The 12204-nt window shown below is 57.9% G+C and carries 19 protein-coding genes, 1 tRNA gene and 3 pseudogenes; 4 read left to right on the top strand and 19 right to left on the bottom strand.

Features of this window, described 5'->3' with window-relative positions; translation table 11 throughout:
* Window positions 1-1439, top strand: a pseudogene (locus WFJ47_RS15915) (hypothetical protein); the annotation flags it as partial.
* 28 nt (window positions 1440-1467) lie between these two features.
* On the opposite strand, the gene WFJ47_RS15910 reads toward WFJ47_RS15915, so the two are convergent.
* Window positions 1468-1791 carry a helix-turn-helix domain-containing protein gene (locus WFJ47_RS15910; protein ID WP_336764315.1) on the bottom strand — a complete coding sequence of 108 codons (324 nt, stop codon included), beginning with the start codon at window positions 1789-1791 and terminating at the stop codon, window positions 1468-1470.
* A gap of 163 nt (window positions 1792-1954) precedes the next feature.
* Between WFJ47_RS15910 and WFJ47_RS15905 the strand changes: the two genes are divergently transcribed.
* Window positions 1955-2037 (top strand) — tRNA-Ser (locus tag WFJ47_RS15905).
* A 58-nt stretch (window positions 2038-2095) separates the two neighbouring features.
* Here the strand turns inward: WFJ47_RS15905 and WFJ47_RS15900 are convergent.
* The 18 genes and pseudogenes from WFJ47_RS15900 to WFJ47_RS15820 all read right to left on the bottom strand — a co-directional run bounded on the left by WFJ47_RS15900 (window position 2096) and on the right by WFJ47_RS15820 (window position 11370).
* Entirely contained in the window at window positions 2096-3142 is a 1047-nt protein-coding gene (locus WFJ47_RS15900) for a site-specific integrase (RefSeq protein WP_336764313.1), read from the bottom strand.
* 29 nt (window positions 3143-3171) lie between these two features.
* A pseudogene (locus tag WFJ47_RS16600) lies at window positions 3172-3303 on the bottom strand (helix-turn-helix domain-containing protein); the annotation flags it as partial.
* Between the two features lie 100 nt (window positions 3304-3403).
* Window positions 3404-3529, bottom strand: a pseudogene (locus WFJ47_RS15895) (ClpX C4-type zinc finger protein); the annotation flags it as partial.
* On the bottom strand, window positions 3522-3779 hold the full coding sequence (locus tag WFJ47_RS15890; RefSeq protein ID WP_336764311.1) for a helix-turn-helix transcriptional regulator: 258 nt from the start codon (window positions 3777-3779) through the stop codon (window positions 3522-3524). The gene WFJ47_RS15890 and the pseudogene WFJ47_RS15895, both read right to left, overlap by 8 nt.
* Window positions 3772-4005 carry a hypothetical protein gene (locus WFJ47_RS15885; RefSeq protein WP_336764310.1) on the bottom strand — a complete coding sequence of 78 codons (234 nt, stop codon included), beginning with the start codon at window positions 4003-4005 and terminating at the stop codon, window positions 3772-3774. Before WFJ47_RS15885 ends, WFJ47_RS15890 begins: the two co-directional genes overlap by 8 nt.
* Window positions 3998-4588: a hypothetical protein gene (locus WFJ47_RS15880; RefSeq protein WP_336764309.1), complete on the bottom strand. Its 591-nt coding sequence runs from the start codon at window positions 4586-4588 to the stop codon at window positions 3998-4000. Before WFJ47_RS15880 ends, WFJ47_RS15885 begins: the two co-directional genes overlap by 8 nt.
* Window positions 4585-4782: a hypothetical protein gene (locus WFJ47_RS15875; protein ID WP_336764307.1), complete on the bottom strand. Its 198-nt coding sequence runs from the start codon at window positions 4780-4782 to the stop codon at window positions 4585-4587. The genes WFJ47_RS15880 and WFJ47_RS15875 overlap by 4 nt, the downstream gene beginning before the upstream one ends.
* A complete protein-coding gene (locus WFJ47_RS15870) occupies window positions 4779-5843 on the bottom strand; it encodes an AAA family ATPase (RefSeq protein ID WP_336764305.1) in 1065 nt (354 codons plus the stop codon). Before WFJ47_RS15870 ends, WFJ47_RS15875 begins: the two co-directional genes overlap by 4 nt.
* Window positions 5840-6691 (bottom strand): PD-(D/E)XK nuclease-like domain-containing protein, encoded by an 852-nt coding sequence (locus tag WFJ47_RS15865; protein WP_336764304.1) that lies wholly within the window; start codon window positions 6689-6691, stop codon window positions 5840-5842. Before WFJ47_RS15865 ends, WFJ47_RS15870 begins: the two co-directional genes overlap by 4 nt.
* Window positions 6692-6717: 26 nt before the next feature.
* A complete protein-coding gene (locus WFJ47_RS15860; protein ID WP_336764303.1) occupies window positions 6718-6978 on the bottom strand; it encodes a hypothetical protein in 261 nt (86 codons plus the stop codon).
* 220 nt (window positions 6979-7198) lie between these two features.
* Window positions 7199-7558 (bottom strand): HNH endonuclease, encoded by a 360-nt coding sequence (locus WFJ47_RS15855; RefSeq protein WP_336764302.1) that lies wholly within the window; start codon window positions 7556-7558, stop codon window positions 7199-7201.
* Between the two features lie 137 nt (window positions 7559-7695).
* Window positions 7696-8079 carry a hypothetical protein gene (locus WFJ47_RS15850; protein WP_336764301.1) on the bottom strand — a complete coding sequence of 128 codons (384 nt, stop codon included), beginning with the start codon at window positions 8077-8079 and terminating at the stop codon, window positions 7696-7698.
* The gene (locus WFJ47_RS15845) at window positions 8076-8309 is read right to left on the bottom strand and encodes a hypothetical protein (RefSeq protein ID WP_336764300.1); all 234 of its coding nucleotides are present in this window, start codon (window positions 8307-8309) and stop codon (window positions 8076-8078) included. Before WFJ47_RS15845 ends, WFJ47_RS15850 begins: the two co-directional genes overlap by 4 nt.
* Window positions 8309-8587: a hypothetical protein gene (locus tag WFJ47_RS15840; RefSeq protein WP_336764298.1), complete on the bottom strand. Its 279-nt coding sequence runs from the start codon at window positions 8585-8587 to the stop codon at window positions 8309-8311. Before WFJ47_RS15840 ends, WFJ47_RS15845 begins: the two co-directional genes overlap by 1 nt.
* A gap of 80 nt (window positions 8588-8667) precedes the next feature.
* A complete protein-coding gene (locus WFJ47_RS15835; protein WP_336764296.1) occupies window positions 8668-8856 on the bottom strand; it encodes a hypothetical protein in 189 nt (62 codons plus the stop codon).
* Window positions 8856-9089 carry a hypothetical protein gene (locus WFJ47_RS15830; protein WP_336764294.1) on the bottom strand — a complete coding sequence of 78 codons (234 nt, stop codon included), beginning with the start codon at window positions 9087-9089 and terminating at the stop codon, window positions 8856-8858. Before WFJ47_RS15830 ends, WFJ47_RS15835 begins: the two co-directional genes overlap by 1 nt.
* A gap of 153 nt (window positions 9090-9242) precedes the next feature.
* A complete protein-coding gene (locus WFJ47_RS15825) occupies window positions 9243-10040 on the bottom strand; it encodes a DUF1828 domain-containing protein (RefSeq protein ID WP_127100794.1) in 798 nt (265 codons plus the stop codon).
* A gap of 580 nt (window positions 10041-10620) precedes the next feature.
* A complete protein-coding gene (locus WFJ47_RS15820; RefSeq protein WP_336764292.1) occupies window positions 10621-11370 on the bottom strand; it encodes a S24 family peptidase in 750 nt (249 codons plus the stop codon).
* 66 nt (window positions 11371-11436) lie between these two features.
* Between WFJ47_RS15820 and WFJ47_RS16595 the strand changes: the two genes are divergently transcribed.
* Window positions 11437-11676 (top strand): carph-isopro domain-containing protein, encoded by a 240-nt coding sequence (locus WFJ47_RS16595; protein ID WP_408868673.1) that lies wholly within the window; start codon window positions 11437-11439, stop codon window positions 11674-11676.
* Window positions 11673-12204: P63C domain-containing protein (locus WFJ47_RS15815; RefSeq protein WP_336764291.1), on the top strand; the 532-nt coding region annotated here is incomplete at its 3' end. The genes WFJ47_RS16595 and WFJ47_RS15815, both read left to right, overlap by 4 nt.

Below are 12204 nucleotides of genomic sequence, written 5' to 3'. Positions count from 1 at the left end.
GACCTGTTACCATTAATGAGCAACTATCAGTCCCAGCATCTCCTGACACATCATCTGCTCCTTCCAATTCAGAACACGCGTCACGACCCCTTCCACGTGCAGCCTACACCTCGCAATCACGTCGTATAGCCGAGCGAAAGGGGCTGGATCTTGCTGAAGCGAAGAAGACCATCGCCTCCTTCTGGGCGCAGTCGGATAATCAGCTGCACCGTTTTCGCGCCCTGCTGAAGACGAAGGGCTGGGTTATGCGTGCCGGAGACCGGCAGGATACGCGCAAGGACGCGCATATCATTGAGACGTCAGACGGCGTTCTGATCGGGTCTTTCACGCGTCTGACCAAGATCCGTATGAAGGATTTCCGCCAGCTTCTGGTGGATGAAGCGGCAAGACCAAAGCGCGGTGATATCAGGGCAGCAGTCAAACCGCTCCTGGAGCGTGCAGCTCTGAAGACGGACGCGATGGAACGTCATGGAGAGCAGAGTGGCCTGCTCCTGCCACCATTCGAGCAACTGAGGCGTGACCCGGAAACACTTGCCAGAGCGGCTGTAAGAGCAAGGCCGTCACTGCCCTCGCCCAAACAGCCAAAGATCGTTTCGCTGGATCGTATCGATGAGCTGCCACCGAACTTTGCTCATTACATCCAGCAGTGGAAATGTGAAGCCAGGGCATGCCGCACGGTGCTGAATGCAAGACCGCCTATGGAGTATGGTCCACGGCGCTCTGTCGATGAACAAGGCGCAGCTTTGTTTGCGCAGATAGAAGACACGCGCAGACAGCTCTGGCAGGCCGGAAAACAGCTGCAGGAAACACGACAAGAGCGTGACGCTCTGCGGGACAGGGTGTTCGTCCTATCGAAGAAGAAACGCCTCTCTCATCTCGACGAGGAGATCGAACGGCTCGCGAAAATGCTGGCCGAGATCCTGCGCTATCTGCTGGAGACCGTATTCTGGCATCTGGGCCTGCGGGCTACACCGCCTGAACCGCTTTGCCTGCCTGTGCCGACAGAACGCGAAGAGGCCAATGCGCGGCTACGGAGAGAGAATAGTGAGCTGCTTCAGCAAATCGTCAGGCGGGACACATGCAAAGAATGGCTTGTCACACTCTGCCGCGAGGCCGACAGGCGCAGGCAGGAGGAGATCGCCGCTTGGAAAGCACGCCATGTTGCACAGTGCGATAGGGCCAGGAGAGATCTGGATCTGCTGAAGGCTATCTGGATGCCGCCAGCAAAACTGCCTCGTGAGACAAAGGCAGAGATCATGAAATGCAAGCTGACCGGCAATCTTGAAAAAGCCAAATACGTGACGCGAGTCGCTTTTAGGAAGTTGGACCAGGCAGAGGCAGAACGGCTGGCAACGGGGCTTGAGAGCGAAAAAGCTGCGCCCTTCGCCGTGACTCCAGCTCCCTACTCGGTGAAACCATCTTCCGTTTTTGAGCCGTAATGGTCAGATTAGACCAGACCCGAATACGTCACAGGAACAGACTGATCAGCCAGATGATGAGGCTAATGAGACCTAGCAGGGCTGGAACGAGCCAGACGGTCAGACCTCTGCGCGGTCTCTTGGGGCGTTTACGCGCTGGTTCGGGTGGCAATGCCACGCCTGCTTTCTGGTCGAGCCATGCGTCCAGATCAGTCACGCGAAAGCGCACGTCGCGTCTGCCATAGCTGATGGATTTCGGAGCGATACCCATCCACTTGAGATTGCGTAAGCGCCCAGAAGAAATGCCGAGATAGCGCGCAGCATCCTCGTAGTTTAGCACGGCCGGTCGGAGAGGATCAGGTTTATCGGCCATGAGTCCAGCGTTCGGAAACGAAGCCTCTTATTAAGCCGTCAGATGATAGAGACGTCAACTGAATGTGGCTGAGCCATGAGCCAACTATGAGCCAAACGGAGGAAGATCAGGGGTGACAAGCAGTGACATGTGGTGATATAAAATGCATGGAAATCAAGGATTTGTCTTCTTACCCTCAGGAACACCAAGGGTTGTTACTGCCCTCTCACGGCGGCAACAGGGGTTCGAATCCCCTATGGGACGCCATTGATAACATTGAGGTTTCTCTGTTATCCACAGGCACCGTAAGTGTCCAAGCGAACACCTACAGATCAAAGGTCGACGTGACTCCCTCCAGATAACTCGGGTCGAATTTACGATAGACGTTCCACAGCGTCTTAGGATCTGTCGCCAGCCAATCCGCAGCCTGATCGATCGGCACCTTATTCATGGCCATCCAGGAAGCCACGCCGTGCTTGAAGTGATGAGGCGTCGGCATCCACGTCAGCCCTGCTCGCTCGCAGAGGCGCTTGAACGACCAGCGCAGCCCGTACGTGACGCGCTTGCTGTTCCACTCCACTACAAAATCGCAGGTTCGCAGACGCGAAGCCTCTTCAAGCTCTTTCCTCAGGGCCGGTACCATTGGCACGACTGCGCGCCGCTTTACCGTCAGGCTGCGCCCAGGCTCTTGAAAATCCACACGACCAGAATCGAAATGCACCCGATCCCATGTCAGCGCGAGGATTGAGCCTTTGCGAGCCCCCGTAAACATGGCGAGCGCGAGGAAGATCCGGATATGAGGCGTCTCGCACGCATCGAGCAAGCGGCGTGCCTCTTGCTTGGTGAGGAAGCGATCGCGAGGCGCGCTGTCTCGTGGCACCTCAAGAACAGGCGGCTTTGTTAGATTTCCGTCCTTCCATGATTGGCGCAGCGCGGCGCGCATGACGTTGAATTCCCGGCGTAGCGTGCCGGGAGAAACCGGCTGGGGCTCGTATCCATCCAAACTCTTGCGGCGCGGATTGGGCTTGCGGACCCTGGTCGAGGCGTATTCGTTCCACTGCCGCTGGCCGACCTGATCGACTCGCAAATGTCCCATCTTTTCCTTGAGCGGCACCGTACATTCAATCAGGCGCTTCATTGCCTCAACCTTGCCCATGCGCGACTTGGCATAGGCGTCCAGTGCCTCGGCAAATGATTGGCGCGAGGGGCGCTTGTGTAGCGCCTCCTCAAAGTCAGCTAGTGCCTGTCGAGCGCGGCGTTCATCCGCATAGCCCGTCGAGGTGCGCCGTCTCTTGCCGCCTTCCCACCAGACAACGCAGTACGCGCCCCGGTATAGCTCGAGAAATGGTCGGTCTGGTCGCTCGCGGGGCATAGATACAGGTCCATACAGGCTTTGAGGGCGTCGGGTTCGATGCGTGTCCCGCGTGGCCGTCTGTAGGCTTCGAGACGACCTTCCCTGATCGCCTTGCGCAGTGTCTCGGGGTGATACCCCACGATTGAGGCGGCTGCGTTCACGGTAAGCAGCCGAGGCATTCCCTCACCCATAATCCGCCCTCCTTATTCCTCTCTTGAGAAGCTGCCGCACGCGCAGCAGAAACGTCGCAATACGCCGGGATAAAATCTTGATCTCCGCTTCCCTCATGATCTCCATGCAGGTAGCCACGCATTCATCGCAGATGAACACGGACGGACCAGCGACAATGCGCTTCACCTCATGCTGAGACTTGCCGCAGAACGAGCAATAGACGACTTCACCCATCCGCCCTCTCCTTCTGATGCTCAGCAAAATCAGCATAGATCGCGTCCAAGTCTGACGGACCGGCATCCAGCGCATACAGAACGGCCATCACCGTGCTGATCGTGCTGTTTCCGCCCTTGAGCAGGAACTGAAGCGCGCTCGTCGTAATCCCAGCCTCGACGGCCACGCTCTCCTGCGACCGGCCTTGTGTGACGATCATCCGCCGCACCCGCTCGCCCAGGAGGAGATTGAAGGGGGTGGGGTCAGTCATGGCGGAACTCCTCGATAAACGTCCCGGCCAGGAAGCCTCCCAGATTGTCAAATGCCGACCGAGGAAAACTGACTTCTCCACCCCAATCGTTGACGATGGTGATCTCATCTTCGGCTATGTCGGCCACGCCATAGAGCGCCCCGAGATGAACGGATATTTCAGGATCGCGCATCGCGAACCCGACGATAGCATCCTTGGTGGCCTGCACCTTCTCCCATTCACCCATGCTCGCCTCCCTCGCGGATGGCTGCGGCTGCGTTTTTGGCCTCTATCCCTGTAGCAAACTCGTGAACGACAAATTTTTCGTCCAAGAATGCCCAAATATCTCTGACGCTTCTGCAGGCCGTAAACTTTGTTATTTCGAGTATTGGATCATCCCTTTGTGAAAGAGCATCATGCACATCTGCATAAGACGTCTCTTCGTCACATACCCATTCCGGCTTTTTCAGCCGCTCGTTCTCTTCCTCCAACTCCTTCACCCGAGCCTCAAGCGCGGCGACGTTGGCGGGGCGATAATAAACCGGCACATCGTTCGGAAATGGCTTCCGGTGCATGGCGGTCGACGCGTACTTTGCCTCTGAGATCGCGAAGAAATTGGGTGTATCCGCAGGGATATATCCAGCGATACCCGCCCCCTCCGCATCCTTCCGGCGCTGCTCTGCCGCGCCTCTATCTTCTGCTTCCGCAAATTCGGCATATAGCTTTTCTTCAAGCGCGATCAGGCTTGCGTGAAGATCGCGAGCGCATTCACTGACCTGAGTTTCAAGCGTCCGAAACTCCACGCCCCCCGGCTTCTGTTCGTGGGTCATCCCCGTCTCTCCCCTGCGCTCCGGCCCTTCACGGCCTCCTGCGCTCGTCCCTGCGCCGCTATCCGGTCGCGTATTGCATCCAGTGCCGCCTGCTCTCTCGTCAGGCGATCCGCTATTTCCCCGTCGCCTACCTGCGCGATATTCAACGCTTCGAGCAGGCCGCGCTCTATCTTGCGGAAGGCTGCGGCGGTCATGCGGGCACCTGTTCGGTCTCAGACATTCCCCTGAAGCCGGCATCTTCGCCGTCATCCGGCAGGAACGAGGCCACTGCGTCCTGAATTGCCTGGTCAACGCGCTCTGCGAGATCCGGCCTGCCTTCAGTCAGACGCTTGCGGAAAGCGACCGTCTTTGCAGATGCCGTGATGCGCTGCAGCTTCGTCTCATCGGCATCCTGTATGGCCTCGATCAGATCACGGGCGGCTTCCGCCTCTTTGTCGATCGGCGGCCTATCCTCGCCTGTCTCTGCCCAATTACGGAGACGGCTTCCCTTTTCCACGGTGATGCGCTCGCCTTCAGGGAAGATCGTCTGGAGTTCGGCGTTCAGCTTGCGCTGAAGGTCATAACGGGGCTGTCCTGGCGTCTCAGGGTGCATTGTCATCGACCCCGAAAGCTCGAACATGAATGACTTCTCGCAGATCGGCATAAAGCCAAGCTGCCGGATTTCATTCTTCTCGCGTCCCGTGCACTCGTCCCTGACCTTCTCGAACTTGATCTTTTCTTGAGCGCGGAGGCAGAAGATAAGATGTGTGCGCGTCTGGATCAGGCGAGCCATCATACGCTTGTGCAACTGCTTCGGCTTTTTCCAGCTTGGCGCAGTCATGGCCTCGGCCTTCCATGCCTGGAAGTTGCCATTGCGATCTGTCGCCGCTGCAATGGCGGCCTGTTCCGCCATGTCTGCGCAACCACCCTCGCCATCCCATTCATGCGACATGCTGTCGATCACGATCACCGTGGCGCCGGCCTGCTCGGCTGTCTTGATCGCCTCGATGTAGCGTTCTGGGGAAAACGGCGCAGGGAAATCCAGATGAAGGAAATCGAAGGTGCCGTTCTCTGGCTCGGCCTTCGCGCCCGGCTTCGGCGCATAGTGCAAAGCGCGCCCTGCTTCGGTGTCGATCACGGCAATCTTGCCGCCCTCACCCTTGATGCCCTCTGCGAGCGTAAGCGCAGAAAAGGTCTTTCCCGACCCTGATGCCCCGGCAATGCCGAATAGAAGGCCGATTTTGCCGCGAACGGCCTGACGAATAGTGAAGGTCATTGCATCATCTCCAAGGCATCATCGCGGAAGGCTTGTTCCTCAACTTCACGCAAGAGCCAGTTGGGCGCTTCGATATGCGCCGTGTGTGGGTATCCGGGCCATTGATCCGACTGCATGCACTCGCCCCAGATGCGTTGTGCGCGGGCAACGTCCTGCGTCGCGATCCCTCGCAACCCTGGCGCAGGTGTCAGCACAGCCTCAGCAAATGGCGGCTTCATCTCGGCAACGACAAAGCGCATGGGCTGGGGCTCGACGCCGCGCAGGATCTTCGCGCCTTGTGCGTAAAACCGATCCTGCGTCCGGTACGCTTTGATCATGCGGCGATCCCACTCACTCGGATTGGCACTCAGCATCGTGCCCTTCAGGTCAAAGAGCGGTGCGCGTGGGTCATCGGGCATGCGGTCAACCATGCCTCGGCACCAGATACCGTTATGCTGCCAAATCATCACGACCTCAGACCGACCAGGCCAGAAGAACTCGGCGCAGTCCTCGCGCTGTCGCATGTTCGCAAGCACCGTCTGAGCGCAGGCATGCACCCGGTCAAATGCCTCCGAGAGCAAGGGTATCCCCCCAGCTTCACGAACACTCTCGCGCTGGGCTTGGGCGGCCTTAGTCTTGTAGTCCTTGGCCTCAACCTCGATTACACCCGCTCCCTTTCCCAGGATGAGCGCATGCAGTGCTGTTCCGAAGTCCATAGCTGCCGTCACTTCGACGGGTTCGCGTTCTACGTTGAGCCGCGGGTGAGCAAACCGGGCATGCTTCGGGCTCTCGTCCAGGAGGATCCGAGCTACCGAATTCGACAAGCTGGCCTCCGGGCAAGGATCGGCGTGATACTCGGCTGCATCCATCTCATAGATGCCGGGTTTGGTTATGATCACGCCCCCTCTCCCTTCGCCTCGGCGAGCACGCTAACGGCGCGCGTCAGGAGATCACGATCCTCCGGGGGCATCGTGAAAATGTCATGCCCGAAGCGTTCGACCATCGCTTCCAGAGCGTCGGCCAGTTCCGATGTGATGGCGTTGTCGGGGCAGGTGTAGAGGGCGGTGAGAGCGTCGGAACCTCTCCTGTGCTGGTATGCCTCGGCGTAACCTTTTTCTGCATGAATTCCGTTAATGATCTGACGATCTGCCGTCATGAGACACCAAGCTACCGGCTTCGCGCTCTCCGGCGTCCATTTCCCGCTCATGAGCGTTCCCCCCACAACTCAGAAATCATCCGTCGATCTGCCTCAGTCCGCTGAGCCTCCCACTGCTGGATGAGGCTCTTGCGGAGCGGGGTCGCATCGAGCCCCCAGGCTTCGTTGCGCAGGTGCTTGAGGACTGCGTTTGCCTTCGCGAGGTCGTGTTGTGCGGGCGTCATTGCGCCGATCCCTTCATTCCCTCAGCCAGCCGCACTTTTTCAACAACCGACAGGTGGCCTGCCGTTGCGTTGCAGCGCGCGTGACTAACGGCCATATTTGCGATGTGATCAGGTCCGCCCTGGGTCAGCGAAACCAAGTGTTCAATCGTGAAATCCTCGAACGTGACCGGCTTCCCGCAATAGAAGCAGGCATTGCCGTCACGGGCCGTCAGCGTTGCAAATCGTGCCCATCGCTTCGACGCGCCGCGCTTCGTGCGCTTGTTCGCCCGCCAGTCCGAGGCTGATTTCCATGCGTCCCAAGCTGCATCTGCGCCGCCGTGCCATACGAGGCGGCCCTTTGCGTTCTGGTAGATCACGCAGACGCCAGATGGCCCGGTGAAACGTGCGACTTCCCATTCGTTCGTTGGGGCCAGAACCTCGCTCCCGCGCGCCGTCACGAACGCTACGAGGCCCGACAGATCCTTATCAGATAGGTCAGCGCGTCGAGCGGGCGTCATTGTGCGGCACTCACACGCAAGGGAGCACCTGACTGAATACGGTTTGCGTTATTGAAATAAGCAAACATCTGCTCGATCTGGCGCATCCATTCGCGACGAATGTCATTCCTGCCGCGAAGCTCTGGTAAAATTGCCGCTATAGCGTCCCGGAAATAAGAGGGCGTGTAGTAAGGGCCGAACGAATAAAGGCGAACGTCTCCCACTCTTGCGTCCCTCGGCATATGGTTGTTCCAGATCATCCGAAGCGTGAAAAACAGATGGCGCGTTTCCATTCGGTCGATCCGGTGGAACTCGCCTGTCCTGTCGCGCCAGAGAAAAGCTGTAAGTCCTGTTTCTTTCGCTTTGGCGACGCTGCGCGCTGCAACTAAATCCATCGTCATCGCGCGGCCTCCTGCACCACCGGCACGCTTGCCGACCTTCCGAAGCTCTCGATGGACCACAGAAGCGACGTTGCGGCCGATCGGTCCCCGTGCGCCTGACTTATCAGGGTGTCGGCGGTCGCTTGGTCGCTGCCCCGCAATGCCTCGGCGGCTTTGATGTGCAGTTCGGCGGAGGCCATGAGCCTGTCATGCACGTCCATGAGGAACGGTGCGTAAATCCCGTTGCCCATCACCTTGCCCTCTGCTCGAGCACAGCACGGTTCGGCAGCGCCTCGCCAAGGCGACAAAACAGGCAATCAAGCTCGTCCGTATCGAACGCGCCCCGGTCATTCACGTGGGACAGCTTGGCGTTCACCTGCTGCTCTGTGCGCGTGATCAGTTCGCGGATCTCGTCTGCGATCTCTGTGTCCTGGCTGACCGCCGTCTGATAGTTGCTCATCGCATTGGCGCGATGATACGGGCTGCGGGTATCGCAGCTCCGGAACTGCATTCCGTCTGGATATGCCATCTTCTCTCTCCATCACTGGAAACACTGGCCGGAAACCCGGCTTGTTCGGCCCCGGCGTACCGGGGTCGCGTCAAGCGGGGTCAGATAAGGCGGTTCAGATGCTCGATGATCTCGGCGACGGTGAACGAGGCGATCTCTTCGTTCTCGCTCACGAGGTCTTCCAGGTAGGAGCGGGTGTGTCTTGCGCGATCGACCGATACGCTCTCGTATTCGTCGCGGTCTGCCTCTTCGAATGCGTCATTGAAGGCGGTGGATTTATCGGTGCCCATCACTTCGCCCCCCGCACCGGAGTAACAGAAGCGCGGCGCGCCTTACTGGCGGCACGGTCGGCACGTGATGGCGAGGTAAATACCCTGCGGTTATCAATCCGCCGCTGCTGAGCGTGGGAGTGCCACGAGAACTGGCCTGCGCCATGACTGCGCGCCCATTTGCCGTGCTCTTCCTGCCACTTCAGCGAAGCCTGGAGCTTCGACTTCGCCTGCGCTCGTAAGATCTTGTTCATGTGCATCCCATCCGTTTGTCGATGGGTTGCCATCTGGCTTCCCCATCGGTGGTGACGGGGTCAATGCGCGTCGTTTCCGCACGTTGGTCAAGCGTTTTTTCCGCACATCGCGCACAAAAAGAAACCCGGCTGGGCCGGGCTTCGGGAGTGTAGCTAAGCAGCTACCGGCAATTCCGCTAAGCGCACAATGCGGTCGAGGGCCGCTTCTTCATCTTGTCGGTATACAATAAGCCCTTCGATCCTGTTTAGCGCCCTCGCCACCTTGCGATTTGCAAAGCTGAGTCCATCGCCTGTGTCGCTGACGGCAGCTATCTTAGCAGCCCGCTCTCCGCGTATCCTCATTTCTTGAGCCAGTAGGGTCGCCTCGTTCAACCGCTCGACCGTTTGAGCCAGGAACATGGCGACAGGAATGCCTCCATTATAAGGCTCAAGAAGGATATCCGCCGGGAAATCCATGAGGCTATCGTTAATCGTGGCATTTCGCCTGAGCCTCGCACGGCTCGAGACACGCGCATCAAGGGCGTTGTAAAAGTCCTCGGCGAAGGTGCTCTTGACCCGCTCTTTGCTCCAGAAAGCAACATCTTGCGCCCTGACGAGGGCAGAGAGGAAGCGTGTGATCTCGAGCGGTGAAGGTTCGCTGTCGAGGTCGGGGGTTCTTATTGTCATGGTGCTGTGATCGACGAAGGCATTCCCGGTCGCTAGTACACTCGCCAAGAATTTGGCTCGAGTTCCCCCCAAGGTATCGATGCCAACCGACTCTAGGTCACTGAGGAATGATCCGTCATCAGTGAGATAAGGATTTTCGCGATCCCGAATGAGGTAGCCGGAGACTCTATCGCCGTTCAGGTCTTCAAACAGGCCGCTAAAAGCCAAGCCCGCAGGCACTTCATGGACAGAGAGTTCGGAGCAAAATGCTCGGCATAGCTCCTTCTTGAGGTACTCAGCATTCATACCTCTAGCTCTCCCTGCGATGTGTTACGCGGCGAGATTCTATAGATCTTGCAGGCGGTATTCCAGAACAATGATAATGTCTCGCCTTGAACGGTTCTCCTCCCCCCACGATTGGGGACCTTAAAAAGTTTTTGACCGGTTGGCGCCGACCTTATGGAGTCAGTTCCTGCCTCTGGGATCTCATCCCCGCACGCAGAGTGGATGTGCAACCCAGGATGACTGCCATGGTCTTCAAGTCTACTCATAAGCGTTAGACCCCCTGCAACTTCCATTAGAAGCCATGCCTGATAGTTTCCGACGCGCATGTTCACCCGACATAGAAGGACGTAATCGTTCCCAGTGCTCGCGCAACGCAGGGCACGCCATGTCCAATCAACGCTGGGCAACCTCATTGACCGAGTAAATGGCGTGTAACGGGACGGGGCGGGGTCAATTGACCATGACTGAGCGGGATCGGTATAAAACTTGGGTTCGCCAATTAGCCTCCGCACCCGACCTAATACCTCCATAGCAAAAGCCCCCCATTCATCCTCATATCCTCACCAAACCGCAATGTTCCCGCGCTTGAAATGTTCTCGCGTCACTTCCACAGCCATTTTCCGACCACGCGACCATTGATGTGAATATCAGCAAGATCCACCTCGTCGCTTGGATATGTCGGATTCACGCTGATGATACGCACGCGCTCTGGGGCTGAGTTGGGGACCAGTTGAAGCTGCTTGATCACTACGCCATGCCCATTCCATAGAACATAGACTCCATCATGACTGAGTTGCCGGTGACGGGTATCGACCAGAACTCGTTCGCTGGGGAGGAAATCAGGTTCCATCGAGTTGCCGATCACTCTGACGACTGCCAGCCCAGACGTGTCAGGAAGATAGTTCTCCAGAAAGCCTCTAGGCATAGCCCACGATGCAACGGGAGCATGCCCCTCTTCCCCGCCCGCGCTCTCATCAATCAATGCCCCCGATCCTGCCTGCGGAGAGATGTCGTATTCATTTACGACCACCGTGCCTTGGGCCGGGTGCGTGGCGGCCTCTACCCGTTTGGCGCGCTCGATACCTTCGCGAATTCCCATCTCGCCTGGGAAAACGCCAGCAAGTTCCCATACCTCTCGTAGTTCGATAGGCGGCTCGCCCCTATCTACGAGCAAAGGCACGGCCTTCTCTACAAAATCAATCGGTAGAAACGGCTTCTTATAGGTGTCCTCGTAGGTTCGATAGGAGGACTGCTTCTCGCCGTATCCCATAGCATCGGCAAAAGCCCTTACAGTCCACCCAGCGCGGTTGCGGAGAGCTTTGAGCTTGAGGCGCGGTAGTTCGTCTGTCATGGGCGCATCGTGCGACAAAAACGCACATCAGTCAGTGCGGAAATTCCGCTTGCTATATGTGCGGACATGGCGCACATTCCGCACATGACAATCGCTACCGATATCATAACTCGACTAGGTGGCACGCGCGCTGCGGCCAAACTGCTCGATAAGCCGCCCTCGACTGTCCAGTCATGGAAAGGTTCAGGGTTCATTCCTGCTCGCTATCAGGGAGAAATTCTTGAGAAGGCTCGACATGCTGGGATCGAAATAAATGCTGCGGCTCTCGTAGGCGCTGACCGCACCCCCACGGAGGCCCGCCCATGAGTGCGGAGATCGTGCCTTTCCGTATCGAGGTCCAGACTGATGGCGAGCTTCGCGTCAGTGACGTGGATCTTGCCGATCATCTTGGCTACGGCGATGTGAAGTCTTTTCGTCGCCTTGTCCGAGATCATCTTGGAAATCTCAACAAAATCAACCAAGTACGCTCGGAGCACTTGGCGAGTAAGCAAGGCGGCGGTCGCCAGGGGCGTGCTTTCTGGTTTACGGAAGCGCAGGCGCTTTACATCATCAGTCGCTCTGACAAGCCGATCGCGTCTGATCTGATGGTTGAGGTGTCGGTCGCGTTCATCGAAATGCGCCGCAACCAGCCCGTCACCCGCGATCTCCTGCGCCTCAACATCCTCTCGCCCGAGGTGCGCGTATGGGAGAAGCGGTTTGAAAAGCCATTCTTCGTGAACCTCCATCGCGTTCTCGGCCTGGCCAAGACCGGTCGCAACAATCATCCGAACTGCGGCCATTTCATCAACCGGTATGTCTATGACTTCCTGTTCGGTGAGATTGGGCTCGAGGTGA

The organism is Asaia sp. VD9 (assembly GCF_037150015.1).
GTDB lineage: Bacteria > Pseudomonadota > Alphaproteobacteria > Acetobacterales > Acetobacteraceae > Asaia.
The sequence above is the reverse complement of the archived record's forward strand: the minus strand, read 5'-3'. Positions and strand labels throughout refer to the sequence as shown.

Coding starts and splice junctions, on each gene's coding strand:
- WFJ47_RS15910 (WP_336764315.1), bottom strand. CDS start 1,791: ATGGCCGATAAACCTGATCCTCTCCGACCGGCCGTGCTAAACTACGAG.
- WFJ47_RS15900 (WP_336764313.1), bottom strand. CDS start 3,142: ATGCCCCGCGAGCGACCAGACCGACCATTTCTCGAGCTATACCGGGGC.
- WFJ47_RS15890 (WP_336764311.1), bottom strand. CDS start 3,779: ATGACTGACCCCACCCCCTTCAATCTCCTCCTGGGCGAGCGGGTGCGG.
- WFJ47_RS15885 (WP_336764310.1), bottom strand. CDS start 4,005: ATGGGTGAATGGGAGAAGGTGCAGGCCACCAAGGATGCTATCGTCGGG.
- WFJ47_RS15880 (WP_336764309.1), bottom strand. CDS start 4,588: ATGACCCACGAACAGAAGCCGGGGGGCGTGGAGTTTCGGACGCTTGAA.
- WFJ47_RS15875 (WP_336764307.1), bottom strand. CDS start 4,782: ATGACCGCCGCAGCCTTCCGCAAGATAGAGCGCGGCCTGCTCGAAGCG.
- WFJ47_RS15870 (WP_336764305.1), bottom strand. CDS start 5,843: ATGACCTTCACTATTCGTCAGGCCGTTCGCGGCAAAATCGGCCTTCTA.
- WFJ47_RS15865 (WP_336764304.1), bottom strand. CDS start 6,691: ATGGATGCAGCCGAGTATCACGCCGATCCTTGCCCGGAGGCCAGCTTG.
- WFJ47_RS15860 (WP_336764303.1), bottom strand. CDS start 6,978: ATGACGGCAGATCGTCAGATCATTAACGGAATTCATGCAGAAAAAGGT.
- WFJ47_RS15850 (WP_336764301.1), bottom strand. CDS start 8,079: ATGACGATGGATTTAGTTGCAGCGCGCAGCGTCGCCAAAGCGAAAGAA.
- WFJ47_RS15845 (WP_336764300.1), bottom strand. CDS start 8,309: ATGGGCAACGGGATTTACGCACCGTTCCTCATGGACGTGCATGACAGG.
- WFJ47_RS15840 (WP_336764298.1), bottom strand. CDS start 8,587: ATGGCATATCCAGACGGAATGCAGTTCCGGAGCTGCGATACCCGCAGC.
- WFJ47_RS15835 (WP_336764296.1), bottom strand. CDS start 8,856: ATGGGCACCGATAAATCCACCGCCTTCAATGACGCATTCGAAGAGGCA.
- WFJ47_RS15830 (WP_336764294.1), bottom strand. CDS start 9,089: ATGAACAAGATCTTACGAGCGCAGGCGAAGTCGAAGCTCCAGGCTTCG.
- WFJ47_RS15825 (WP_127100794.1), bottom strand. CDS start 10,040: ATGAATGCTGAGTACCTCAAGAAGGAGCTATGCCGAGCATTTTGCTCC.
- WFJ47_RS15820 (WP_336764292.1), bottom strand. CDS start 11,370: ATGACAGACGAACTACCGCGCCTCAAGCTCAAAGCTCTCCGCAACCGC.
- WFJ47_RS16595 (WP_408868673.1), top strand. CDS start 11,437: ATGGCGCACATTCCGCACATGACAATCGCTACCGATATCATAACTCGA.